Source organism: Paenarthrobacter sp. NPDC090522 (assembly GCF_044769225.1).
In the GTDB taxonomy this organism is placed as follows: domain Bacteria; phylum Actinomycetota; class Actinomycetes; order Actinomycetales; family Micrococcaceae; genus Arthrobacter.
The window spans coordinates 89,584-113,677 of the sequence record NZ_JBIVXL010000013.1 but is presented as its reverse complement, the minus strand read 5'-3'; the positions used below and the strand labels follow the sequence as shown (position 1 = coordinate 113,677).

16 protein-coding genes are annotated in these 24,094 nt (G+C 60.9%); 8 read left to right on the top strand and 8 right to left on the bottom strand.

Annotation, left to right across the window (positions count from 1 at the left end; translation table 11 throughout):
* Nucleotides 1-13: 13 nt before the first annotated feature.
* The 8 genes from ACIQT2_RS16950 to dnaA form a co-directional block, all read right to left on the bottom strand.
* Nucleotides 14-697 carry a DUF3566 domain-containing protein gene (locus tag ACIQT2_RS16950; RefSeq protein ID WP_402948662.1) on the bottom strand — a complete coding sequence of 228 codons (684 nt, stop codon included), beginning with the start codon at nt 695-697 and terminating at the stop codon, nt 14-16.
* Nucleotides 694-3,366: a DNA gyrase subunit A gene (gene gyrA, locus ACIQT2_RS16945; protein WP_400334918.1), complete on the bottom strand. Its 2,673-nt coding sequence runs from the start codon at nt 3,364-3,366 to the stop codon at nt 694-696. Before gyrA ends, ACIQT2_RS16950 begins: the two co-directional genes overlap by 4 nt.
* Nucleotides 3,367-3,428: 62 nt before the next feature.
* Nucleotides 3,429-5,504 carry a DNA topoisomerase (ATP-hydrolyzing) subunit B gene (gene gyrB / locus ACIQT2_RS16940; protein ID WP_400334920.1) on the bottom strand — a complete coding sequence of 692 codons (2,076 nt, stop codon included), beginning with the start codon at nt 5,502-5,504 and terminating at the stop codon, nt 3,429-3,431.
* Nucleotides 5,505-5,839: 335 nt separating this feature from the next.
* The gene (locus tag ACIQT2_RS16935; protein WP_402948660.1) at nt 5,840-6,394 is read right to left on the bottom strand and encodes a DUF721 domain-containing protein; all 555 of its coding nucleotides are present in this window, start codon (nt 6,392-6,394) and stop codon (nt 5,840-5,842) included.
* Nucleotides 6,381-7,574, bottom strand: a complete 1,194-nt coding sequence (gene recF / locus ACIQT2_RS16930) for a DNA replication/repair protein RecF (protein WP_402948658.1) — start codon at nt 7,572-7,574, stop codon at nt 6,381-6,383. The genes ACIQT2_RS16935 and recF overlap by 14 nt, the downstream gene beginning before the upstream one ends.
* Nucleotides 7,575-7,598: 24 nt before the next feature.
* Nucleotides 7,599-8,483: a phosphogluconate dehydrogenase (NAD(+)-dependent, decarboxylating) gene (gene gnd, locus ACIQT2_RS16925; RefSeq protein ID WP_402948656.1), complete on the bottom strand. Its 885-nt coding sequence runs from the start codon at nt 8,481-8,483 to the stop codon at nt 7,599-7,601.
* Between the two features lie 91 nt (nt 8,484-8,574).
* A complete protein-coding gene (dnaN, locus tag ACIQT2_RS16920) occupies nt 8,575-9,699 on the bottom strand; it encodes a DNA polymerase III subunit beta (protein WP_400271910.1) in 1,125 nt (374 codons plus the stop codon).
* A 563-nt stretch (nt 9,700-10,262) separates the two neighbouring features.
* A complete protein-coding gene (dnaA, locus tag ACIQT2_RS16915; RefSeq protein WP_400334927.1) occupies nt 10,263-11,684 on the bottom strand; it encodes a chromosomal replication initiator protein DnaA in 1,422 nt (473 codons plus the stop codon).
* Nucleotides 11,685-12,149: 465 nt separating this feature from the next.
* Here dnaA and rpmH point away from each other — a divergent pair, with 465 nt between their 5' ends.
* From rpmH to ACIQT2_RS16875, 8 genes are all read left to right on the top strand, one after another.
* On the top strand, nt 12,150-12,287 hold the full coding sequence (gene rpmH / locus ACIQT2_RS16910) for a 50S ribosomal protein L34 (protein ID WP_011776797.1): 138 nt from the start codon (nt 12,150-12,152) through the stop codon (nt 12,285-12,287).
* A 41-nt stretch (nt 12,288-12,328) separates the two neighbouring features.
* A complete protein-coding gene (rnpA, locus tag ACIQT2_RS16905) occupies nt 12,329-12,739 on the top strand; it encodes a ribonuclease P protein component (RefSeq protein WP_402948653.1) in 411 nt (136 codons plus the stop codon).
* A gap of 73 nt (nt 12,740-12,812) precedes the next feature.
* Nucleotides 12,813-13,154, top strand: a complete 342-nt coding sequence (yidD, locus tag ACIQT2_RS16900; RefSeq protein ID WP_402948730.1) for a membrane protein insertion efficiency factor YidD — start codon at nt 12,813-12,815, stop codon at nt 13,152-13,154.
* A gap of 16 nt (nt 13,155-13,170) precedes the next feature.
* On the top strand, nt 13,171-14,145 hold the full coding sequence (yidC, locus tag ACIQT2_RS16895) for a membrane protein insertase YidC (protein ID WP_402948651.1): 975 nt from the start codon (nt 13,171-13,173) through the stop codon (nt 14,143-14,145).
* Nucleotides 14,145-14,696, top strand: a complete 552-nt coding sequence (locus ACIQT2_RS16890) for a protein jag (protein WP_400334932.1) — start codon at nt 14,145-14,147, stop codon at nt 14,694-14,696. The genes yidC and ACIQT2_RS16890 overlap by 1 nt, the downstream gene beginning before the upstream one ends.
* 6 nt (nt 14,697-14,702) lie before the next feature.
* Nucleotides 14,703-15,353, top strand: coding sequence for a 16S rRNA (guanine(527)-N(7))-methyltransferase RsmG (rsmG, locus tag ACIQT2_RS16885; protein ID WP_402948649.1), 651 nt, complete (start codon nt 14,703-14,705; stop codon nt 15,351-15,353).
* An 87-nt stretch (nt 15,354-15,440) separates the two neighbouring features.
* Nucleotides 15,441-16,493 carry an AAA family ATPase gene (locus tag ACIQT2_RS16880; protein WP_402948647.1) on the top strand — a complete coding sequence of 351 codons (1,053 nt, stop codon included), beginning with the start codon at nt 15,441-15,443 and terminating at the stop codon, nt 16,491-16,493.
* Between the two features lie 66 nt (nt 16,494-16,559).
* A complete protein-coding gene (locus ACIQT2_RS16875; RefSeq protein ID WP_402948645.1) occupies nt 16,560-17,801 on the top strand; it encodes a ParB/RepB/Spo0J family partition protein in 1,242 nt (413 codons plus the stop codon).
* The last annotated feature ends 6,293 nt before the right edge of the window (nt 17,802-24,094 follow it).

Genomic DNA, 24,094 nt, shown 5'->3' with positions numbered 1-24,094 from the left:
CCGGGGATTTTGGCTAGTCGTCGGTGAGGGTGACGCCGATGCCGCCGACCAACGTTGCGGAAATGTTATACAGCACCGCAGAGAGCATCGAGAGGGCAGTCAGCAGGACCACGTTCACCACGGCGATGATGGTGGCAAAGGAGGCCACCTGGCCGAGGGATGCGATCTTCTTCAGCTCGAAGCCACTGCCTTCAGAACCGGCAAGGGTGCCCAAAAGGCTATCCACCTGGTTGAAGATGCCGGTGAGGTCCAGCACAGTCCACAGCACGATCGCCGCGACCACCGTGACGATACCCAGGGCCACGGACAGCAGGAAGGCCATCTTCAGGACAGACCAGGGGTCCACCTTGCTGACCAGGAGCCGGGCACGGCGAACCTTGGCCTTGGGAGCAGGCTTGACCAGGCCCGGACCGCCTTGTGCAGGACGCTGTCCGGGAGCGCCGGCAGGGCGCTGGCCGGCGGAAGCGGGACGCTGGCCGGGTTGGGCCGGACGCTGGCCAGCCGCACCGGCAGGGCGCTGGCCGGGAGCCCCGGCCGGACGCTGCGGAGAGCCACTCGGGGTCGCCGGGCGGGCTGCGCCGGCGCCAGGGCGCTGCTGCGGCGGTGCGGGCGTCCCTGACTGGGTGTTGCCTGCTGGCTGCCGGAGTCCGCCGGGGACACCTGTGCTCGGCTTGGGATATGAGTCGGAATTACTCACTCGTTACCTCCGGTGTTGTCTTCATTCAGCTCCGCGCCCGCTTCGGTATCCGGGTCTGCGTCGTTTTGCGTTTCTGACGTGACGATCGCCTCAGCAGCGCCGTCTTCTGCAGCCAACGTTACGTCATCGTCCTGCCCGTCTTCGGATTCTTCGCCTTCCAAACCGCGTTCGCTGTTGCGGGCAACCTCGATGATGCGGTCGTTCTTGTCCGGCTTGGCGAAGATGACGCCCATGGTGTCACGCCCCTTGGCAGGGACGCCACTGACGGCCGAGCGGACAACCTTGCCGCCCTCCATGACCACCAGGACTTCATCCTCTTCCTGCACGATCAGGGCTCCCACCAAGTCGCCCCGGTCCTCGGCCAGTTTGGCAACCTTGATACCCAAACCACCACGGCCTTGCAGGCGGTATTCGTCCACGGCGGTGCGCTTGGCGTAGCCGCCCTCTGTGACCACGAAGACGAAGGATCCGTCCTGGACAACGTCCGCGGCCAACAATTCGTCATCTTCACGGAACTTCATACCCGTCACGCCGGACGTCGCACGTCCCATGGGACGCAGGGCATCATCCGTGGCCGTGAATCGGATGGACTGGCCCTTGCGGGAAACCAACAGGAGGTCGTCGGTTTCGCTGACCAGCTGGGCGGAGACCAGTTCGTCTTCATCCCGCAGGTTGATTGCGATAACGCCGGCGGACCGGTTGGTGTCGTAGTCCTCAAGCCGGGTCTTCTTGACCAAGCCGTTCTTCGTGGCCAGCACCAGGTACGGAGCCTGCTGGTAGTCGCGGAGATCCAGAACCTGGGCAATGTGTTCGTCCGGCTGGAACGCGAGCAGGTTGGCTACGTGCTGGCCCTTGGCGTCACGCCCGGCTTCAGCAAGTTCGTAGGCCTTGGCACGGTATACGCGACCCAGGTTGGTGAAGAACAGCAGCCAGTGGTGCGTCGTTGTCACGAAGAAGTGCTCAACAACATCGTCACCGCGCAGCTGCGCACCCTTGATGCCCTTGCCGCCGCGCTGTTGCGAACGGTAATTGTCGCTGCGGGTCCGCTTGACGTAGCCACCACGCGTGATGGTCACGACCATTTCCTCTTCGGGGATCAGGTCCTCCACGGACATATCGCCGTCGAAGCCCATGAGGATCTGCGTCCGGCGGTCGTCTCCGTGCTTGGCAACGATCTCGGCGAGCTCTTCACTGATGATCTGGCGCTGGCGTTCTTCCGAGGCCAGGATCGCGTTGTACTCCTCGATCATGGCTTCGAGTTCTGCGTGGCGGTCCTGGATCTTCTGGCGTTCCAGCGCTGCAAGTCGGCGAAGCTGCATGTCCAGGATGGCGCGCGCCTGGAGTTCGTCGATCTCCAGGAGTTCCATCAGGCCCTCGCGTGCCGCCTCCGTGGTGTTGGAGGCACGGATCAGGGCAATGACCTCGTCCAGCATGTCCAGCGCCTTGAGCAGCGCGCGCAGGATGTGGGCTTCTTCCTCAGCCTTGCGCAGGCGATACCGGGTGCGGCGTGCAATGACATCCATCTGGTGCGCAACCCAGTGCCGGATGAAGGCATCCAGGCTCAGGGTACGAGGGACGCCATCCACGATCGCCAACATGTTTGCAGAGAAGTTGTCCTGCAGCTGCGTGTGCTTGTACAGGTTGTTCAGCACAACCTTGGCCACGGCGTCGCGCTTGAGCACGATCACCAGGCGCTGGCCGGTACGGCCGGACGTCTCATCGCGAAGGTCGGCGATGCCCTGGATCTTGCCGTCCTTGACCAGTTCGGCAATCTTGATGGCCAGGTTGTCCGGGTTGGCCTGGTAGGGAAGCTCTGTGACCACCAGGCAGGTACGGCCCTGGAGCTCCTCCACGTTCACCACAGCCCGCATGGTGATGGAGCCGCGGCCGGTCCGGTACGCCTCCTCGATGCCCTTGTGGCCCAGGATCGTTGCGCCCGTGGGGAAATCCGGTCCCTTGATGCGCACCAAGAGCGCCTCAAGCAGTTCTTCACGCGTTGCACCGGGGTTGTCCAGCGCCCACTGCACACCGTCAGCCACCTCGCGGAGGTTATGCGGCGGAATGTTGGTTGCCATGCCCACGGCGATGCCGGAGGAGCCATTGACCAGGAGGTTCGGGAACCTCGCCGGCAGGATGGTGGGTTCCTGGTTCTTGCCGTCGTAGTTGTCCTGGAAGTCGACGGTTTCCTCGTCGATGTCCCGCACCATCTCCATGGCCAGCTGGGCCATCTTGGTTTCGGTGTAACGCGGAGCTGCGGCGCCGTCGTTGCCCGGGGAACCAAAGTTGCCCTGGCCCAGGGCCAGCGGATACCGCATGGTCCAGTCCTGGATCAGGCGGACCAAGGCATCGTAAATGGCCATGTCGCCGTGCGGGTGGTACGTACCCATCACGTCACCCACAACGCGGGCGCACTTGTTGAACGCACGGTCGGGGCGGTAGCCGCCGTCGAACATGGCGTAGAGTACGCGGCGGTGGACGGGCTTCAGTCCGTCACGGACGTCGGGCAGCGCGCGGCCGACGATGACGGCCATGGCGTAGTCCAGGTAGGAGCGCTGCATTTCTGTCTGCAGGTCTACTTGTTCCACACGGTCCGTCAGCACATCGCCCTCGAGGATCACATCCTCGGACTCGGGGTTTTCCGCCGGGACTTCAGGAGTTTCGTCGCTCATAGTCTAAGTTTTCCGTTTCAGGTATATGTCAGTTCTGGAATATTAAGGAACCCTGTGGGGCCCTAAATATCAAGGAACCTGACGTCCTTGGCGTTCTGCTGGATGAAGTTTCGGCGCGATTCCACGTCTTCGCCCATCAGCACGGAGAAGGTCTGGTCTGCCGCCAAGGCGTCATCCATGGTGACCTGAAGGAGCGTCCGACGTTCGGGATCCATGGTGGTGTCCCACAGTTCCGTGTAGTCCATCTCGCCAAGGCCCTTATAACGCTGGATGCCGTTGTCTTTAGGGAGTCGCTTGTTCAGTGCCGCACCCTTGCGGATGGTTTCATCCCGTTCGCGGTCGCTGAACACGTAGTCGTGTGCTGCGTTGGACCACTTGATCCGGTACAGCGGGGGCTGGGCCAGATAGACATAGCCGTTCTCGATCAGCGGGCGCATGTAGCGGAACAGCAACGTCATCAAGAGCGTGGTGATGTGCTGGCCGTCGACGTCGGCATCGGCCATGAGCACAATCTTGTGGTAACGCAGCTTGGAGATATCAAAGTCCTCGCCGATACCGGTACCGAAGGCCGTGATCATGGACTGGACCTCGGCATTGCCAAGGGCCTTGTCCAGGCGGGCGCGCTCCACGTTGAGGATCTTGCCTCGAAGCGGGAGGATGGCCTGGGTTTCCGGGTTGCGGCCGCGCTTGGCGGATCCACCTGCGGAGTCACCCTCCACAAGGTAGACCTCGCAACGCGACGGGTCCTTGGAGGAGCAGTCGGACAACTTGCCGGGCATGCCGAAGGATTCCAGCGGGCTCTTGCGGCGTGCATTGTCGCGGGCCTTGCGGGCAGCCATGCGGGCCTGGGCTGCCTGGATGGCTTTGCGGATCACATCGCGGGCAGGGCCGGGGTTGCGCTCCAGCCAATCGCCCAACTGGTCCGTGACCACGCGCTGGACGAAGCCCTTGACCTCGGAGTTGCCGAGCTTGGTCTTGGTCTGGCCCTCGAACTGGGGCTCGGACAGCTTCACCGAGATGACCGCGGTCAAACCTTCGCGGATATCGTCACCCGTGAGGTTGTCTTCCTTCTCCTTGATGATGCTCTTCTCCCGCGCATAGCGGTTGATCAGGGACGTCATCGCAGCACGGAAGCCTTCTTCGTGCGTTCCACCCTCGTGGGTGTTGATGGTGTTCGCATAAGTGTGGACGCTTTCCGAGTATGCGGTGGTCCACTGCATGGCTACTTCCACGGAGATGTGGCGCTCGGTGTCCTCGGTTTCGAAGGCGATGACATCCTCGTGGACGATTTCCACCTTCTTGTTGGAGTTCAGGTGCTTGACGTAGTCCAGCAAACCGTCCGGGTATTCGTAGATGACCGTCCGGTGCTCGGCAGCGACTTCGCCTTCGGTGGCCACGGCGTCGAGATCCAGATCGTCTTCGCCTGACTTTGCGGGCGGCCGCTCATCCGTCAGCGTGATCTTCAAGCCCTTGTTGAGGAACGCCATCTGCTGGAAACGGGCACGCAGGGTCTCGAAGTCGAACTCGGTGGTTTCGAAGATGGTGCCGTCAGGGTAGAACGTCTGCGACGTACCGGTCTCTTCAGTGGCTTCACCCTGGACCAGTTCGCCCTGGGGCTTGCCGCCGTCGGCGAAGGACATACGCCAGACGTGGCCTTGGCGGCGCACTTCCGTCTCCACGCGCCGGGACAGAGCGTTGACCACGGAAATACCCACGCCGTGAAGGCCGCCGGAAACGGCATATCCGCCGCCACCGAACTTGCCGCCGGCGTGCAGGATGGTCATGACCACCTCAACCGTGGGCTTGCCTTCCGTGGGGTGGATGTCCACGGGGATGCCACGGCCATCGTCCACAACGTTGACGCCGCCATCGGCTTGGAGGGTAACTTCAATGTGGCTGCAGAAGCCGGCCAGGGCCTCATCGACAGAGTTGTCCACAACTTCATAGACCAGGTGGTGCAAACCCCTTGGTCCGGTGGAGCCGATGTACATGCCGGGGCGCTTGCGGACGGCTTCGAGCCCTTCCAGCACGGTGATGTCGCTGGCGCCATATTCCCTGGGTGCTTCCGCCGCGGCCGGCGTGGAAGCTGCCTCCCCCGCGGGCTCTACTGCCAAGGTCTCTGCATTGTCGTTAGCCACAGGCGCTTTCGACTCCTCTGTGATAGATGACGGCCGCGCCGCGTCGGGTCCGGCATGCGCGGAACCTTCAAAGGCACGTGACTGATTGCGCCGATTACTCCAACGAAGGGGGTCCTGGATCCACCACAATGGATCCCGAACCCCTGACGGTGTTTCACCGGCGCTCAGTATCTAGGCCAATTCTATCGTGGAAAAGCCCGAATCCCTGCAAATACGAGGGCAGCCGAGAGCTGAATATGCCGATGGGAGGCCACTGGCCCCCTCTGGAACGGCCCTGTGGAGGTCCCGATGGGGGCCTATACGGTCCGGGGGCGTTGAATCGCCCTGCACGCCGTTCAGCCGTAGGTGTCCCGGGGTCCCCGACCGTTCACGCTGCGACCACCTTTTCGCCAGTTCGGCGCCGACGGACCGAGGACCTGGATGCTCGTGACAACACCGTCGCCCAGCTCTTTCCGAAACATTTCCAGCAAGCTGGTGCTCAGCAAACGGAGTTGGGTGGCCCATGCCGTCGAATCGCAACGAACCTGGAGGGAGGTGTCTGTAAAGCTCTCCGGTGTGCAGTGGGCCGCGATGTCCGGTCCTACCAGGGCATCCCATTCGGCCATGACGGATCCCACGGCAACCGGCGAGGTCCAGCCGCGTTCGGCAACCAGTCGGCCCACCACTTTTCCAAGGCCCAACGGATCACGGCCACTTCCATGGAACTGCGAAAATCCCTTGGTGTCGCGCAGGCCGGTCCGTTTGGGAGTGGATCCGGGACGGGGAGCGCGTTGGCGCACTTCACCGCGGGCGGCCGCGGCTTCGCGCATGCGGTTCAAGGCGGCCTGGGCTGCGTCGATTTCGTCAGGATCCCGGCCGGGTTGACGTCCGTCGGCGCTATCCCTCGCCATCGATGCCTCCCGGAACAACGGTTATGCGCCGTCCGGCCAGCTCCTCCGGGATATCGGCGTCGACGGCGGCGGTCACCAGCACCTGTTCGGCACCGGCCACGATTGCTGCCAGTTTACGCCGCCGCTGGACGTCGAGTTCGGCGAAGACATCGTCCAGGATGAGGATCGGTGCCGTGCCACCTGTTCGGGCGTCGTCGAGCATCACGTAATAGGAGGCCAACCGCAGGGAGAGGCACATGGACCACGTTTCGCCGTGCGAGGCGTAGCCCTTGGCAGGTGCCTGGCCCAGGACCAGTTCGAGTTCATCCCGGTGCGGACCCACCAAGGAAATCCCACGTTCCAGTTCCTTCTTCCTGCTTGCTGCGAACGCCTGGATGTACCGCTCGGTGAGCTCGTCCACGGATAGCAGCCGGAGGTCATCGGCCGACGCCGGAGGTTCCGTTGACGGGGCGCCTGCACCGCCGTCGTCGTCAAGGATGCCCTGGATGGTAGAGCGGTAGACCGCGCCGGCGTCCTTGGAACCGTCAGTCAACTGTGCGTAGGCGCTGTTCAGGTGAGGACGCAGGCGCTCCACCAGTTCCAGCCGTGCGTGCAGGAGGTGGGCTCCGGCGCGGGCCATGTGCTGGTCCCAGACATCCAGGGTTGCCTCGTGCCCTGCAGTGAACTTTCCGGTCCGCGCGGATTTCAAGAGCGCGTTCCGCTGCTTCAGGACACGGTCATAGTCGCTGCGGGTCGCCGCATGCCGGGGAACCAGGCCCACCAGGAGTTCGTCCAGGAAACGGCGGCGGTTGGATGGATCCCCCTTGACCAGGGCGAGGTCCTCCGGAGCGAACAACACGGTGTGGCAAATGCCCAGGATATCCCTGGCCCGCACCGGATTTCCGCGGTTGATGCGTCCACGGTTGGCACGGCCGGCGTTGATCTCCAGCTCGATGATGCTGGACTGTTCGCCACGCACCAGCCGTGCCCGGATCAAGGCACGTTCGGTTCCGAACCGGAGCAGCGGCCCATCTGAGCTGACGCGGTGTGAGCTCAGCGTTGCCAGATACCCGATGGCTTCCATGAGGTTCGTCTTGCCGATCCCGTTGGAACCCACCAGGACAGTAACGCCCGGGCCAAGCTTCAGGTCAACCTGGGCATAGCTCCGGAAGTCGGTCAGCGAGAGATGTTCGAGGTACACGCCGTTTGCTGGACTCCTGCGGCCTTAGTTGGCCGGGCGGGTAGCGTGTCCGCCGAACTGGTGGCGCAACGCGGAAACCATTTTCATGGCAGGCGAAGTGTCCTCGCGGGAAGCGAAGCGGGCGAACAATGCGGCCGTGATGGCGGGAGCCGGGACGGCATTGGCGATTGCTTCCTCAACCGTCCAGCGGCCCTCACCGGAATCTTCCACATAGTCGTCGATCGAGGCGAGGCCGGGATCTTCGTCGAGGGCCTTGACCATGAGGTCCAGGAGCCAGGAACGGACTACGGTTCCCTTCTGCCACGCCCGGAACGTCCCGGGCAAGTCCTTCACGATGTCCTTGGCAGCCAGCAGTTCGTAGCCTTCGGCGTACGCCTGCATCAGGCCATATTCGATTCCGTTGTGGACCATCTTGGCGTAGTGGCCGGCGCCGACTCCGCCAACGTGGACGAAGCTGTCCGCGCGGTCGCCTTCCGGACGGAGGGCATCGAATACCGGCATGGCCAGCTCAATGTCTTCCTCGGAGCCGCCGGCCATGAGTCCGTAACCGTTCTGCAGGCCCCACACACCGCCGGAAACGCCGCAGTCTGCGAAGCGGATGCCCTTCTCGGCCAAGGCTGCGGCGTGTTTCTGGTCTTCGGTGAAGCGCGAGTTGCCGCCGTCGATCACCATGTCACCGGGGCTGAGCTTCCCGCCGAGTTCCGTGACGACGGCATCGGTGATGGCACCGGAAGGAACCATGACCCAGACGAGCCTTGGTGTGGGCAGGGCGGCGACAAGGTCATCGACCGTTGCAACGTCGGTGACGTCCGGATTGCGGTCGAAACCAGTTACCTCAATGCCACCGTTCCGCATGCGCTCACGCATATTGAAACCCATTTTTCCAAGACCGATCAGTCCAATGTGCACAGTGTGACTCTTTTCTGCGGAGGGTGGCGGGAAAGTTGCAGGCCGCGTCATTCGTTGGCGATCCGGGTAGTGGACCATCAACGATCGGCGGTTAATTCGGCAGGCGGACCGGCATTACCAGATAGCGGTAGTCGTCCTGGTCTTCGCCGTCAGCTTCGGCCTGGGCCGTGATCATGGCCGGCTTGGGAGCTGACGTGAACGAGAACCGGACAAACTTGGTCTCAATGACGCTCAAACCCTCTACCAGGTAATGCGGGTTGAAGGCAACGGTGATGTCATCGCCGGAAAGCTGGGCTTCGAGTTCTTCCGAAGCCTGGGCATCTTCGCCGGTGCCTGCGTCGAGGTTGAGCAGCCCCTGGCTGAAGGCGAGGCGAACAGGAGTGTTGCGTTCGGCCACGAGTGACACACGGCGAACGGCTTCAACCAGTTCCTGGGTCTGGACGGTTGCGTGAATGGGCGTGGAGTCCGGGAAAAGTGACCGGATCTTCGGGTAGTCCCCATCCACCAGCAACGAAGTGGTGGTGCGTCCGCCGCTTTCGAAGCCGATGAGGCGGCTGTCGTCATCGGCAAGGGCGACGTTGATGTCACCACTTCCGCCAAGGGTCTTTGCAACCTCGTTGAGGGTCTTGGACTTGACCAGCGCACTGGTGGAAATGCCTGGAGTGACGGGCTTCCACGGAACTTCGCGCATCGCCAGGCGATACCTGTCCGTTGCGAGGAGGGTGATCATGTCATCCTCGATCTCCATGCGGACACCGGTAAGGATGGGGAGGGTGTCGTCCTTGCTGGCAGCAATGATCACCTGGGAAACAGCTTGGGCGAACGAATCGCCGGGAAGCGTGCCACTGATGGCCGGCAAGGCGGGCAAGGCGGGGTACTCGGATTCGGGCATGGTTGCCAGATGGAAGCTGCTTCGACGGCACGTGAGGGTGACTTTGCTGCCATCGGTTTCAACTTCCACGGGAGCGGAAGGCAAGCTTCGGCAAATATCTGCCAGGAGTCGTCCGGAGACGAGGATGGTGCCCTCGGTGGTGATGTCGGCGGGGATTTCCAGACGTGCCGACGTCTCGTAGTCGAAGCTTGAAAGGCTTACGGTTCCAGCCTCGGCTTTGAGGAGGAGGCCGGAAAGCACAGGTACGGGCGGCCGCGGAGACAACGACCGCGCGGTCCACGTAACGGCTTCTGCCAGGACGTCGCGGTCGACTCTGAACTTCACGGAGGGGTGCCGCCTTTCATTGCTGCTGCCAAGTAGTAGCTGCGGATTCCTGCTTGGAACCCACCAAAAATCCGCGTTCCGGCACCGGGAGCTGCATGGTCCGCGCTTAACGAACTACAAAACATACCCAGGGATGGGAGCGCTGCTGACAGCTTAGCCGGAACATCTGGGATTAACCCATCCCCGTTTGCCCGGACTCGTCCTATGTGGACAGCCTCGGCTGTCCGTTGGTCCTGTCCCTGGGGCAGACGGTGTGCGGGAGAGGGAGATTGTTATTTGAGGGATTTCGATTTTTTGGGATTCGTAGTGTTAATAACTGCTGTGGAAACTGTGGATAAGTGCTTCCTGCCGCGCAGTTCCGCGGTTAAGGCCTGTTCACGGAGTGTGCGTTAACTGGGTTTTAAACAGGGTGTGGATGGGGACAACTCCAAAGCCACTTTTTAACGATCCACAGACGGCTTAAGGGTTTTAAGCCCATTAACCGCGCTTGTCCCCTTAACAATCCACAGGGTTATCCACATGCGCCTGTTAATAAGGTATGTAGTGCGCGGTGTGATGTGGATTCAGGAGTCCCGTTGCTGTTGCTTGATGCGGTTGGTGAGCTCGGTGACCTGGTTGTAAATCACACGCCGCTCAGCCATCAGCTCGCGGATCTTCCGATCGGCGTGGATGACCGTGGTGTGGTCGCGGCCGCCCAGCTCCTGCCCGATCTTCGGCAGGGACATGTCCGTGAGTTCCCGGCAGAGGTACATCGCGATCTGACGGGCGGTCACAAGGGTGCGCGTACGGGACTTGCTGCAGAGTTCTTCCATGCTGAGCTTGAAGTAGTCCGCGGTCTGGTCGAGGATCTGCTTTGCCGTGATCTCCTGGGCGCCGTCGTCGGTGATCAGGTCCTTGAGGACCATCTCTGCGAGGGCCACGTCCACGGGCTGGCGGTTCAAGCTGGCGAACGCCGTGACCCGGATGAGGGCGCCCTCGAGTTCGCGGATGTTGCTGGAAATCTTCGAGGCGATGTACTCCAAAGCATCGTCCGGGGCAGACAGGCCTTCGCTGAGGCCCTTCTTGCGGAGGATGGCGATGCGCGTTTCAAGTTCGGGCGGCTGGATGTCCGTCAGGAGCCCCCACTCGAATCGCGAGGTCATGCGGTCCTCGAAGCCGGCAAGCATCTTGGGCGGCTGGTCAGAGGTGATGACAACCTGCTTGTTGGCGTTGTGCAGGGCGTTGAACGTGTGGAAGAACTCTTCCTGGGTCCGGTCCTTGCCCGCCAGGAACTGGATGTCGTCGATCAGCAGCACGTCCACGTTGCGGTACGTGGTCTTGAAGCTGGTGCCCTCGTCGTCGCGGATGGAGTTGATGAAGTCGTTGGTGAATTCTTCGGAGTTCACGTAGCGGACGCGGATACCGCTGTAGAGGCGCCGGGCGTAATGGCCAATGGCGTGCAGGAGGTGGGTCTTGCCCAGCCCGGAGTCGCCATAGATGAACAACGGGTTGTAGGCCTTGGCCGGCGCCTCGGCTACGGCCACGGCCGCAGCGTGGGCGAAGCGGTTGGAGGAACCGATCACGAAGGTGTCGAAAATGTACTTCGGGTTCAGCCGGCCAAACTCGTGCGAAGTGCTGGGCGGCGTGGGCTGCGGCTTCGGTTCCATGGCCAGGTCCGGGGCAGCGGAAAGCTCGACGACGGGTTCCGGCTCCGCGTGGACGGGCACCAGATCGGTGTCCACGTCGATGGCGCAGCGGATGTCGTCGGAAAAGACGCTGCGGAGTGCATCGTCCAAAGCATCCTTGACCTGGGTTTGCAGGACTTCCCTCGTGAGCTCATTGGGCACGGCAACCAGGAGCGTGGAACCGATGAGGCCCTGTGCCTGGGCGAGGATGACGAAACCGCGCTGACGGGGTGAAACCCGGTCGTCTTGTTCCAGGAGGCTCAGCACCCTGCGCCAGGAACTTCCGACAGTATTGGCGTGGTTGGCTTCGTCTACTGTCATCAATGTGTTCCTAAATGCTTGCTTGCCGGCGTTGCTGGCAGCCGAAAAGCCTCCGACATGCGGCGGTTCCGGGGATTAATCCACAGACTTATGCACAGCGGGTGGACAATGGGCTACTGAGCCACTCTAGGGGATGATTTCCCCAGAAGATAGCTGGGAAGTTGCTTGTGGATAATTACACCGTTGTTGTTCTGGATCGGGCGTTGTGAGCCACTTCATCCACAGGCTTGTTCCCATGGTTTGCCACAGTTGTGGACAGCTTCCCGGGTGGCTCCCGGTTTGACTGGGGGTCCCTTTTTGCCCTAACGTTGTGAAGTCCTTTGTGTCCGCTTTTGCGATCAGTTGCACCCCTGTACGTTTACCGTGCGGGAGGCAACGGCGGCAGGCACATACAAAACTTAGCGTCGGCCAGTTCTTCCCCTTTTGATCGGGTGGGCGCACCTTTGATCCACTGGAGTAACTAACGTGAGCAAGCGGACTTTTCAGCCGAATAACCGCCGTCGGGCCAAGAAGCACGGCTTCCGCCTTCGTATGCGTACCCGTGCCGGCCGCGCCATCCTGGCTGCCCGTCGCGGCAAGGGCCGCGTCGAGCTGTCGGCCTAAATAACTGACTTGTCGGTCAGGGTCCTTTCGGGGGTTCGTCGGTGCTAGCCACCCCAAACCGTCTCCGGACGTCTACCGACTTTTCAACAACTGTACGTTCCGGCGTCCGCAATGGACGCCGGAACTTAGTGTTATATACGGCTCCTATCGGGGCCGCGGAGCCGAGTCGAATCGGCTTCATTGTCTCCAAAGCCGTCGGGAACGCCGTGACCAGGAACCTCGTTAAGAGGAGACTGAGAGAAGCAGGCGCGTTGTCTTTGCAACAGCATGGAACGGGCCTGGCGGTGGTAGTCCGCGCATTGCCTTCAGCTGCATCAGCCAGTTGGGATCAATTGCTCGCGGACTACAACGCCGCATTGGCAGTGACGACGAAGCGACTGGGTGGCTCAGCTCCGCGCAACACTTCGCCGGACAGCAACGGCACCACTACGGAAGGGACACCGCGTGCATAACCATAGTGCCGCCGTCGTTCCTTCCTTTGGTGACCCCGCTGACGAGGTTCCCTCCCAAAGCTGGCTCGCCGGAATCGGCAGGTTCGTGTGGGACCTGCCCAGGAACGTGTTGATCCTCCTGTTGAAGGCCTACCGCAAAGTGGTCTCGCCCCTGTACGGCCAGGTTTGCCGATTTTTTCCGTCCTGCTCGGCGTATGCGCTCGAGGCTGTCACGGTGCATGGCGCCGTCAGGGGCACTTGGCTTGCAGCCAGAAGGCTCGCCAAATGCCACCCCTGGAATGCCGGCGGTGTGGACCACGTCCCCGCCGGGCATCGTCATTGGCCTGAAGGCCGGACGCCCACAATTGTTGTACTGAACAACCCGGACCAGTTCCTGGCTGCTCAGGCTGATGAAGAAGGCCGCCCTGCGGCCTGACGAATAGGGATATCGTATGGACTTCTTTGAAACAATCATGTTTCCGTTCAAGTGGTTGGTGTCAATCATCATGGTTGGCTTCCACGAGGGACTGAGCTTCATTGGCCTTCCCGCCGCGAACGGCTGGACGTGGACCTTGTCCATCATCGGCCTGGTGCTGGTGATCCGCGCTGCCCTGATTCCGGTCTTCGTCAAGCAGATCAAGGCCCAGCGAGGCATGCAGCTCCTGCAGCCTGACCTGAAGAAGCTGCAGACCAAGTACAAAGGCAAGACCGATCAGCTGTCCCGCCAGGCCATGGCGCAGGAGCAGATGGCGCTGTACAAGAAGCACGGCACCAACCCGTTCTCGGCCTGCTTGCCGATGCTGATCCAGATGCCGTTCTTCTTCGCGCTGTTCCAGGTGCTGTCCGGCATTTCGAACAACGCCAAGGCTGGATCCGGCGTTGGCGCCATGAGCCACGAGCAGGTTGTGCAGTTCGATCAGTCGAGCATCTTCGGTGCGCCCTTGTCGGCTTCGCTGCTGCACGGTGACCCCAGCGGCAGCGGTAGTGCTGTTGCTGTCTGGGTTCTCTCCATCATCATGATCCTCGCCATGACTGCCTCGCAGTTCATCACGCAGAAGCAGATCATGGCCAAAAACATGTCCGAGGAAGCCCTCGCCAGCCCGTTCATGCGCCAGCAGAAGATGATGCTCTACATCCTGCCGCTCGTGTTCGGTATTGGTGGCATCAACTTCCCGATCGGTGTCCTCATCTACTGGACCACCACCAACCTCTGGACCATGGGTCAGCAGTTCTTCGTTATCCGCCGCATGCCCACTCCGGGTTCCCCGGCCGCCAAGGCGCTCGAGGAGCGTCGGGCCGCCAAGGGCCTGCCGCCGCTGCTGGGTGGCAAGAAAATTGACGACGCCGAGGCTGCCGCTGCCGCCGCTGCTGCTGAAGTCAGGGCGCAGCGCGTCCAGCCGCAACGTAAGAACAGGAAGAAGAAGTAATGTCTGCTGAGAGCACCGAGGAAGTAACTGCCGCCGTGACTGAAGACCAGGACGACGCCCAGGAAGAGACGCTGTCCAAGACGGCTAGCCGCCTGGAAGAGGAAGGCGACATTGCCGCCGATTACCTCGAAGAGCTCCTTGATATCGCAGACATCGACGGGGATATCGACATTGAGGTCCGCAATGGGCGTACCTACATCTCAATTGCTGCTGAGGACGAGTCCGAAGCTTTGGAGAGCCTGGTAGGCCGCGATGGCGAGGTCCTTGAAGCACTTCAGGAACTGGCCCGGCTTTCCGTTCTTTCTGCAACGGAGAACCGCTCCCGCCTGGTGCTGGACATCAACGGCTACCGCAAGGACCGTGCCGGTGTTCTCCAGCAGATCGCCGAGGATGCCGTGGCCAAGGTCAAAGCCAACAGCGGAACGGTTGCCCTCGAACCGATGAGCGCCTACGAACGCAAGATTGTTCACGACGCCGTGGCCGATCTTGGTTTTGTTTCTGAATCCGAGGGTGAAGGCGCAGGCCGGCACATCGTGGTTTCGGCTGACTAGCGGCTCATGGTTGAGATTTCCGCAACTGAACTGCAGGCAGCTGAGAAGATTTTCGGGGCACGCTTGGATCTCGCCAAGCGCTATGTGGAGCACCTGGCAACGTCCGGTATTGAACGCGGACTGATAGGTCCCCGGGAGGTTCCCCGTTTGTGGGGCCGGCATGTCCTGAACTGTGCCGTCATCGAATCCGCCATTGCCAAGGACAAGCATGTGGCCGATGTCGGATCCGGTGCCGGACTGCCGGGCCTGTGCCTGGCGATTGCCCGTCCCGACCTGGAACTGACTCTTATCGAGCCGCTTGAACGTCGGGTGATCTGGCTTCAGGAAGTGGTGGACGACCTCGGACTGGATAATGTGACCGTCATGCGGACGCGTGCGGAACTGGCCGTAGGTCTCGTCGATGCCGACGTAGTGACCGCCCGCGCGGTCTCCGCGCTGACCAACCTGGCTGGACTGACCATCCCGCTGCTCAACGGCAAGGGCGAGGTAGTCGCCATCAAGGGTCGGAGCGCGGCGGACGAAATCGAGAAGGCCAAGAAGGTCATTCGTAAGCTCGGCGGCGTTGAAACGTCCGTTGTGGTTTGCGGACAGGAGCTTTTGGAGGAACCTACCACCGTGGTGAGGATCATCGTCAACAAGCCCGGAAAGACGGCGTAGGCAGGGCTTGTTTTCCCGCGTGTCGGCGGCGGAGCGGTTAGGCTAGAGAACGGCAGCAAGCGCCGAATGAGAGTGAGAGTGTGACCAGTGGGCAGTAGCGAAACCTCCACGCAGCGGATCCCCCCATTTATGTCTTTGGGGTCTGCGCGGTCCATGGCCACACCCTCCGCATCTCTGCAGTCCGCGATTGTGCGTACCGAATCGGTTGAAAACGCTGTTTTACGTGAAACCCTTACCGACGATGGGCCTAACCTCATGGACTCCATGGACGATTCAAGCCCCATTGCCCGCGAGCTCGCGCACGAGACCCGGCGTCGCGAGCGGCTGATCGGCCGCCAGTTGCCAAGGCCTGAGAAGACACGAATCTTCACAGTGTCCAACCAGAAGGGTGGTGTTGGTAAGACCACCACCACTGTCAACATCGCGGCCGCGCTGGCGTCCGCGGGGCTCAACGTACTCGTCATCGACATTGATCCACAGGGCAACGCCTCCACCGCCCTCGGCATCGAGCATCACGCAGATGTGGACAGCATCTACGACGTCCTGATCAACGACCTTCCTTTGAACGATGTTGTTGCGCCGTGCCCGGATATCCCCAACCTTTTCTGCGCGCCGGCAACCATTCACCTGGCTGGCGCCGAGATTGAACTCGTGTCCCTCGTAGCCCGCGAACAGCGGCTGCGCCGGGCGATCGACGTCTACGCCAAGGAGCGCGAAAAGAACGGTGAGGGCCGGCTCGACTATATCTTCATCGACTGCCCGCCGAGCCTCGGCCTCCTGACCGTCAACGCTTTCTGCGCCGCCAGTGAGGTGCTGATTCCCATTCAGTGCGAGTACTACGCGCTGGAAGGGCTCAGCCAACTTCTCAAGAACATCGAAATGATCCAGAAGCACCTCAATGCGGACCTGGAGGTTTCGACCATTCTCCTGACGATGTATGACGGTCGGACCAACCTCGCGGCCCAGGTGGCTTCGGAGGTCCGTCAACACTTCCCCCAGCAAGTTCTGAGTGCCGTGGTGCCGCGTTCGGTGCGTATCTCCGAAGCGCCCAGCTATCAGCAAACGGTCATGACGTATGATCCCTCATCGAGCGGCGCGTTGTCCTACATGGAAGCCGCTGCTGAAATCGCTGAACGCTAGAATTCTTGAAACACTGCAACAGCCTGAGTCGCCCCGCGCTCGGCTATCCATCGGAGGGATGAATCAATGAGCGAAAAGCGAAGAGGCCTGGGCAGGGGTCTTGGGGCTCTCATCCCCAGCTCCGCCGCCGCAGGGTCCGCAGGCAATGGCGCGTCGCCTTCGCGTCCGGTGGACTTGTTCTTCCCCGACGCACGCAAAGCGGCCGAACCAGTTACCGAGGCACCCACCGCGGATGCTCCAGTTGTAGAGTCACCTTCCGAGTCCAAGGACTCAGGTTCCAAGACCGCGAGTGGTGCACGTTCGACTTCCACGGAAAAGGCTCCTGCCAAGACCGCGGCGAAGGCGCCTGCCGCCAAGGCTCCGGCTGCCAAGCGTTCCGCTGCCACCTCGGCGAAGGCCCCTTCCGAAGAGCGTACGACGTCGGCCTCCTCACCGGCTGCTGCTGCGGGTGCACCAGTACCTTCAGCGTCGGACGTCGAATTGGTGGAGGTCCCCGGCGCCAGGTTTGCCGAAATTCCCGTTACGGACATCCACCCCAACCGTAAGCAACCGCGTACTGTCTTCGACGAAGAAGACATGGCGGAACTTGTGCACTCGGTCAGGGAAATCGGCGTCCTCCAGCCAATTGTTGTACGTACTTCAACTGAAAAGGGTGGAGAACCGTACGAGCTTGTCATGGGCGAGCGTCGGTGGAGGGCAGTTCAGGCCGCCGGCCTCGATACGATCCCTGCAATCGTGCGCGACACCACGGATGACGACCTCCTCAGGGACGCCCTGCTTGAGAACCTTCACCGCAGCCAACTGAACCCGTTGGAAGAGGCAGCCGCCTACCAGCAGCTCCTTGAGGATTTCGGCACCACGCATGAGCAGCTCGCGGATCGTATTGGACGTTCCCGTCCGCAGGTTTCCAACACGCTCCGGCTGCTGAAGCTTCCACCGTTGGTCCAGCGCCGTGTAGCTGCCAACGTTCTCTCAGCAGGACACGCTCGTGCCCTGCTGTCACTGCCCGATGCTGCCGCCATGGAGCGCTTAGCACAGAAGATCGTGGCTGAAGGTATGTCCGTACGGGCTACCGAGGAGGCTGTGGCCCTGTACCAGGACCCCACGACGCCGCCTAAGAACAGCATCCCCAAGCCCAATGCCCGTCACGAGCGCTTGGACTACTTGGCATCGTCGTTGTCCGATCGTCTGGATACCAATGTGAAGATCACCCTCGGAGCCCGCAAGGGACGCGTGAGCATCGAGTTTGCCAGCGTCGAGGACCTCAACCGCATCATGGATGTCCTTAGTCCCGGAGCTGAGGGCTAGTTCTCCTTCATTCAATTCAAATGGGGTTCACTTCCTGCGAAGTGGGCCCCATTATTGTTGGGTGACGTGAGTGGAGGCGCGTTACCGCGTGCCTGGAAGATCTCGTGTTCTGAACGTGGGTTTAGCCGGTGTAGCTATGGTTTTGTCTCTGCCTTTGTTTGGCTATTCGTAGGATGCCGTGTGCCCATCCGAGAGGGCCGCCAGGTCAGCTCTTGCTCGCGGAGCGGCCGCTGAGCAGGCCTCTCGGCGTCTCGACGCCCCGCCGTGCGGGAGACGGGGTGCCTACGGATTCGGTTCCAGACCCGGCTTAGCGGACATTCGGTCGTCTCCGAGAGCTGGTGCGGGGCAGCATAGGGCATTTGCGGGTCTGTTGTCGCACTCACCGCTGGGTAAGCATTTGCTCCTCCCGGGGAAGCCATTCGGTCGGCGGGGCATTCACGGGTTCGGTCCCCCACGCACCGTTCAAGGCATGTGCCCCTTCTGGGAAGCTTTCGAGCGGACGGGGCGTTCCCGGGTTCGTTCCCCACTCACCGCTCAGCAGGCATGTGCCACTCCTGGGAAGCTTTCGAGCGCACGGGGCATTTGTTGGAATGCAACTCTCCCCTTCCGCCGCTGACAGCCCAGAACAGGACACTGAGGCCTGGAGCGTACGGGCTACGGTTGCTACCATAGTGCTCGTTCTTTCGTGAGTGGACTGGTGTGCCGTGAATACCCTCGTTTTCTGCCACTCGCGCGTTGCTAGGAGGTGCTCGCTCCCGGCGGATTCAGTGCTTACCTCGCGGCAAGCGGGCTAATTGTTCAGTGTCGCCGTCCTAGAGGTGCTGCTAAGGGATGCTTTGGAGTCCGGCGTGGCACAGGGATGTGCATCCACAGCGCTTGTTGCAGCGGAGGGCGAATGTTTCACGTGAAACAGGGCGACTTTGGGCGGATTCACTCGACGTACGGCGACGCCGGTCTCTAGATAGAGCGTGGATGCTCCATGTCGGCTCCACCATGCGCATGAAGACTCGAAGTGCTGATGTCCTTGTTGTCTCGCGGTGAGCCTCCTGAGCGTTATGTGCCCCTCAGGGCGGGCCCTGGCTCTGCCCGGTGAGAACACAGGCCCAGGAGCGTAAGCTTCTCCATGAGCTCTCCTTGTGACTGTTGATGCCTAGTTTCACGTGAAACAATGAGTGTTGATTTCGAGCGGCCCCAGGGAGTGCAATGTTGCAGGGATTCCTGGAGAATTCAGATCCGGCCGGCTGAGGCACCTAAGGACGCAGCGTTGAGTGCCATCCCAATTTATCTCGGATGGATGGGTTCGTCGGGAATTGCCGTGACGATGCCCTGGGTCGTTGTGCGACGGCAGAGGCCCGTTTGAATGTCGCCTTCCTAGGGTTCTTGAGACAGAGTCGGACGCAGCTGAACGCACTCACCTTGGCTCGAAGGCGTGGCGTTTCACGTGAAACATGGTGCATGATGGCAGACCATCGTGGTCGAAGCTGAGCGTTGTATGAAGCGCCAAAGCCCTTGGGGAGTGGAATTCCTCAATCCTCCCGTATTCGGAGTGTTCGTGGGACGAAATTGCATCTGACGGTAGAGGACGGCAGTGCGCTGGTTCGGACGCTCGCCGCTTGGCTGCAGCACTGTTTCACGTGAAACGCCGTTCGATCGACTGGGTCTTGAGGCGGAAGAGCAACTCCCCCGCAACTTCAGGAAGTAGGCTGGGGACACCAACCTCGAATTATTCTGGTTGGTGATGAGGTATCAGTGAGGACTCAAAGGTGCGTCCATGCGGCCCTCGCTTCAGAATCGGTGTGGAACACTCTACGAGCCCAAGTATCAATGGTGCGATCGACTGAGGATGTGAAGCCGACTGGGTGGAGTGCACGCGAGGAGTAGAGGGTCGCATAGGTGGAAGAACTGCGAACCATACCCGTTCAGATTGAGTTGGTCGCAGTCGGGTGACGGGTCGTCGTGCATCTCGCCTGGTTTCCTGGTCTATCGACGTATGCCCAACATACAAAGGGCGTTCGTTGCCGCTGGCCGTCGCGATCACAACAGTCACGCTTTAGGGTCTTGTATCGATCTTCGCAGAACCTGATGGCCTTCGCGCATGGCTGACGAAGTTGTTTGAGTTGAGCAGCCTCAGTCAGGAGAGTCGGCTTTACGTGAGACAGAGATAATGGACCCTCCCCTGTTTCCCGCTGCGCCACGGGTTCCGATGCGCCTGGTTATGGTCGACGGTAGTGCGGAGATTGCGCCGAAGCGGTGTCCCCAAGCTAAGACAGGGGCGCTGTGGCGTACTCATGACTGTGAACATGAGTTCCAACAAAGACTGAGGCACGTGGCGTACGTACTCATGACTGCGAGCATCAGGACCAGCTACGACGTGACCAACGAGCGCGCCCACTCCCAGAGCTCTCCTGCGGCGGGTTGCAGCACTCTTGCATGACAAGGGTGCAGAAGGGTCCAGACACGAGAGTGTAACGAACTCGGGTGTGCTCAGGCGCACTCCACAGCCCAAACCTCGTACCTTCGTACCCTGCACCCTCGTACCCTGCATTCTTCAGACAGAGGCGGCGGCTCATAGCAGAATGCTATTCCACGAAGTCCAGTCCACTGCCTTGATACGCGCCTGAGCAGCTTTCGGAATTGTTCGGCTACACGATCGGTTGCTGTGCGGCAGTGGTTAGTGACATTGTCCGCTCGCATGACCGTACCGGGAGTGCTGTGCACACACAGTTCACTCTCATGCTGGGCCAGGCCATGGCCGGTACACGTGGGTGTAAACTTCACGCAATGGCCGGGCGTAGTCTTCGAAGTGGTACGGAAGCGTCTATCAACCATCCATACGCGCGGCAGTAATCGGCTCCCACTCCTACGTGACGCACTTCCCAGCCCATATCCCCCGATTGCGTAGGACGCGGCCTACTCGACTCTCTGCGTCCGACCGTGCTGTTCAGATCGTGGCGCCGACTCGTTGACTGGGCTGTGGACACGAAGGTCCGAGTCATACTTTGGATAAGGCCCGCGCATCCATGAGAACACAGCGGGTGTTCTCTTCCACTGTGTGCTCGGGACCGTCGGTGAGCTTTGGTGACAGCGTACCGTGGGCCTTGATCGACCAAGACCCAACCGGGCCTCCTTGTCGCGCCTCCTCGGCTTGGTCGGACTGAACGCGGAACAGCAGACGTAAGTGCCGATGGTGCCTGCAGGCGACTATGCCTTCACGACCAACGGATTGACGAGTTGCAAGTACGTGGACACTCGCGCTCTCTCATCCCAAAGTCAATAATACGATGAGTCCTGGGTGCCCAGTTCTGGATCAGGGTGATTCGAAAGAGATCTGATGTTGTACGTTTCGGAGCTCGTCCGTTCGGCAGGGTCCAAGGAAGCACCTAAGTCTTTGGGCCGTGTGATCGACTGCGAACTGGCTACGTTCGAAGCTACTCATTCCGAAGCAACGCCGTCGAGGCCGATCAGACGCCCAAGCTGCGTTGTCTGTTTCACGTGAAACATGGTGCCGCCTCTGGATCCTGGCAGTTTCGATCGCTCACTCCCCGCCTGTGAATCCAGATGTTGGAAGTGGAAAACCCGGTGGATATCCCTGTGGATAACTTTGGGGATAACGCGGGGGGTCTCGGGAGAGTTGATCGTTCTTCTGAGGCTGGGCCTGAGCTCCGCTTGGGCCCATCTTGGCACCACACGAGCAACTCCTGTGGTAAGGCCGGCAGTCCGACGCGGCATGGTGAGATTATTGTCATATTGCCGGAGAATTCGTTGATTTATGGAGATTCTGGCGGGCGTGCCCCGGTGGACTCAGCCACAGCTCATGCATGTCGCCAACTCGGCGGGACTACCAAGCTTTCGTGCACTCGATTCCCTTGCAGAAGGTCGACGACGATGGGTATGGACGGCAGTGGATAAACCTGTGGATAACTTTGTGAATAGGTCGCGCGGTGTGTGAGGTCCGGGCTGCCTACACGGTCCGATGCGCCGACTCATCGATGGGCGTCCTTAGTCAGAGTCTCGTGGTCACACTATCAGGCATGGCGCAATCGGGGGCTCCGCCTTGAGCCTCTAGCGTGCCCGCACATCCAGCAAGTCCCTCCTGCCCCTAACTGTAACTGGGGCGCAGGACGGAACTGCGAAGTCGATCTTGAATGCACTAAGAGCTAAGACTAGCCAACAGGGTCCGAGGCTGACGCAGAGGGTCGTTTCATCGGATGTCTCTTCGCGCAGGGTCGGGCGCCAGGGAGTAACGCTGATTGGCCGAGATGATGCTGCTGGTGGCATGCCGTGATCCAAGCGCCCTTCCTCGTTGCGAACCTTAGGCGTAGGCGCCCAAGTTTTACAGTCGAAAGCCGGCCTTCTAGGTGCGTGACGCTGCCTTGTACCCTGAGTTGGCGAGGACGCTGCCTTCGTGCCCATGGTCGTCGTTGCTGTTTCACGTGAAACATCGGTCCCTCTATCATCCAGCGGTGAGTCCGAAGCCTGGTCCGCTCGTTAGGATGCCCGACCTTTGAAACCATCGATGCGGAAGGAGCCGTCCGGCGGCAACCCGGAGTTGTGACTACTTTTAGGGAGCTGGACCTATGTTTCACGTGAAACAAGTTCTGCTCTGACTCCGAGTTCCATCGAAGGTTGCCAGGCTACTACGGTCGGAAGGGCTGCTCTTTGCAGTGTCGAAGAGGGCGCCCCGGTTCTCTTGGGCAAGTCTGCGGAACTGACCAGCAACTATCTGCGTCCGCATGTGGAGCGTGGAGGGCCTACAGCCTGCAGGGCCAATCAAAACCCAAGAAGGGACCGAGCAGGACCGAGCAGGACCGCGGGATGCTGTGGGTAGCAGTGGGTAGAGGTGCGGAGGCGCGGGTGTAGTTACATCCGAGCGAGCGGTGACGAGCGGTGACGAGCGGTGGGGAGGCGCGGGAGCAGTTACCTCCGTGGGTACGGGCTGGACGTAGAGAGGTCCTATCAGACGACATGCCCTCAGCATTGATCCACTGGATTCCGTATGGAACTCCGGGAGCAGCAGACGCAGTCTCCCAGGTGATACCGAGCCCCGAATAGAGCCAATGGGTCCATGTGATCGCGTTTGTGGGCGGTCTAGGAAACCCCTTCGTAGCCACTTCCAGGCTGGGGTCGTTCTAGCGGGAGTTTCGGCCGGAAAGGCGGCTCACGAGCCCAACGGCACCCTTCCGATGTCACGTTGCCGACGGGTCGTGTCGTTAGCCATGTCTTGTAGCGGTGAGATCGCCTGACAAAGTTCTGGAGTTTTGTCGTGGCCTAGACGCCCTGTGTGTTCGCCGGCGGTGTCGTCCAGGTTTCCATGGCGATATTTCACGGGCTCTTACAGGCCTTTTGGGGTCGTGAAGTTGGACGCCAGCCGCTTGTGGGGTGTTCGAGGTGCAGTGTCGGTTTCTATTAGCCTGGTGAGTCAGCGGGGCCGCGAAGTTGGCTGCTGATGGGGTGTGTCTCAGTGGCGGGAAGTCGGCTGTGGGTGCCGGATGCGCCTCCAGGGCCAGAGCCAGGGTCACCAGGTCGGCTGTTGGTGTTCAAATGCGCGTCAGGAACCGGAGGATCGGCTTCACTGCCCGCTGGTCCCAGGGCTGCGTCACCCGTCGGCCGAATGAGCACCAACAGTTTGAATCTGGCGGATTGCCCGGACAGGAATCTGTGTCGGGCGATTGGATCGGGTGCCGCTCCTCCGCAGACCTCATACTTTTGGTATCCAGACAGGCAGTCGCACTGTCCCGCATAAGAGTTGTGATTGCATTGAAGGTGTTGCTCAATCTATTTCGGGGTCATCCCGATGAAGGTTTGCCGCGGTGGTTGCGCGCTTTTCGGAGGCAGGCCGCGTGCGATGAGGTTAGCAGTTGTGTTGGGGAGTCTACGGGAACGATATGGCTGCGGTGAAGGTGATTCGGTGATGATGACTATGGCGTTAAGAGAGGCTGGGAGTCCGGACGACGCTGACCGTGCTGTGTGGCGTTGGGCTGTTCTCGCTTTCTGGGTACTGCAGCCAGTGTGGCGTCTGGGCTGTTCTCACCTTCTGGGTACTGGAGGCCCTATGGCGTCTAGGTTGCTCGCGCCCTCCTGGCACTGCGGCCAGTGACGCGTCGCGGGAGGAGCCCCCACCCCGCGGTGTTGGCACCGAGGAGGTACTCAGCAGTGTGGATGATCGTTGTTTCACGTGAAACAACGATCGCTACGTCGAGTCCGCACATAGAGGTGCCTTATGCGAATGTGTGAGTGCGTTTCACGGTAGTGCGAAAGACATGCAGGTGGTTGGGATCAGAGCGAACACCGAA

Bases quoted from the DNA above. Each gene is read 5' to 3' on its own strand.
- gyrA (WP_400334918.1), bottom strand. From the start codon at position 3,366: ATGAGCGACGAAACTCCTGAAGTCCCGGCGGAAAACCCCGAGTCCGAG.
- ACIQT2_RS16935 (WP_402948660.1), bottom strand. From the start codon at position 6,394: ATGGCGAGGGATAGCGCCGACGGACGTCAACCCGGCCGGGATCCTGAC.
- dnaA (WP_400334927.1), bottom strand. From the start codon at position 11,684: ATGACAGTAGACGAAGCCAACCACGCCAATACTGTCGGAAGTTCCTGG.
- yidC (WP_402948651.1), top strand. From the start codon at position 13,171: ATGGACTTCTTTGAAACAATCATGTTTCCGTTCAAGTGGTTGGTGTCA.
- ACIQT2_RS16890 (WP_400334932.1), top strand. From the start codon at position 14,145: ATGTCTGCTGAGAGCACCGAGGAAGTAACTGCCGCCGTGACTGAAGAC.
- rsmG (WP_402948649.1), top strand. From the start codon at position 14,703: ATGGTTGAGATTTCCGCAACTGAACTGCAGGCAGCTGAGAAGATTTTC.
- ACIQT2_RS16875 (WP_402948645.1), top strand. From the start codon at position 16,560: ATGAGCGAAAAGCGAAGAGGCCTGGGCAGGGGTCTTGGGGCTCTCATC.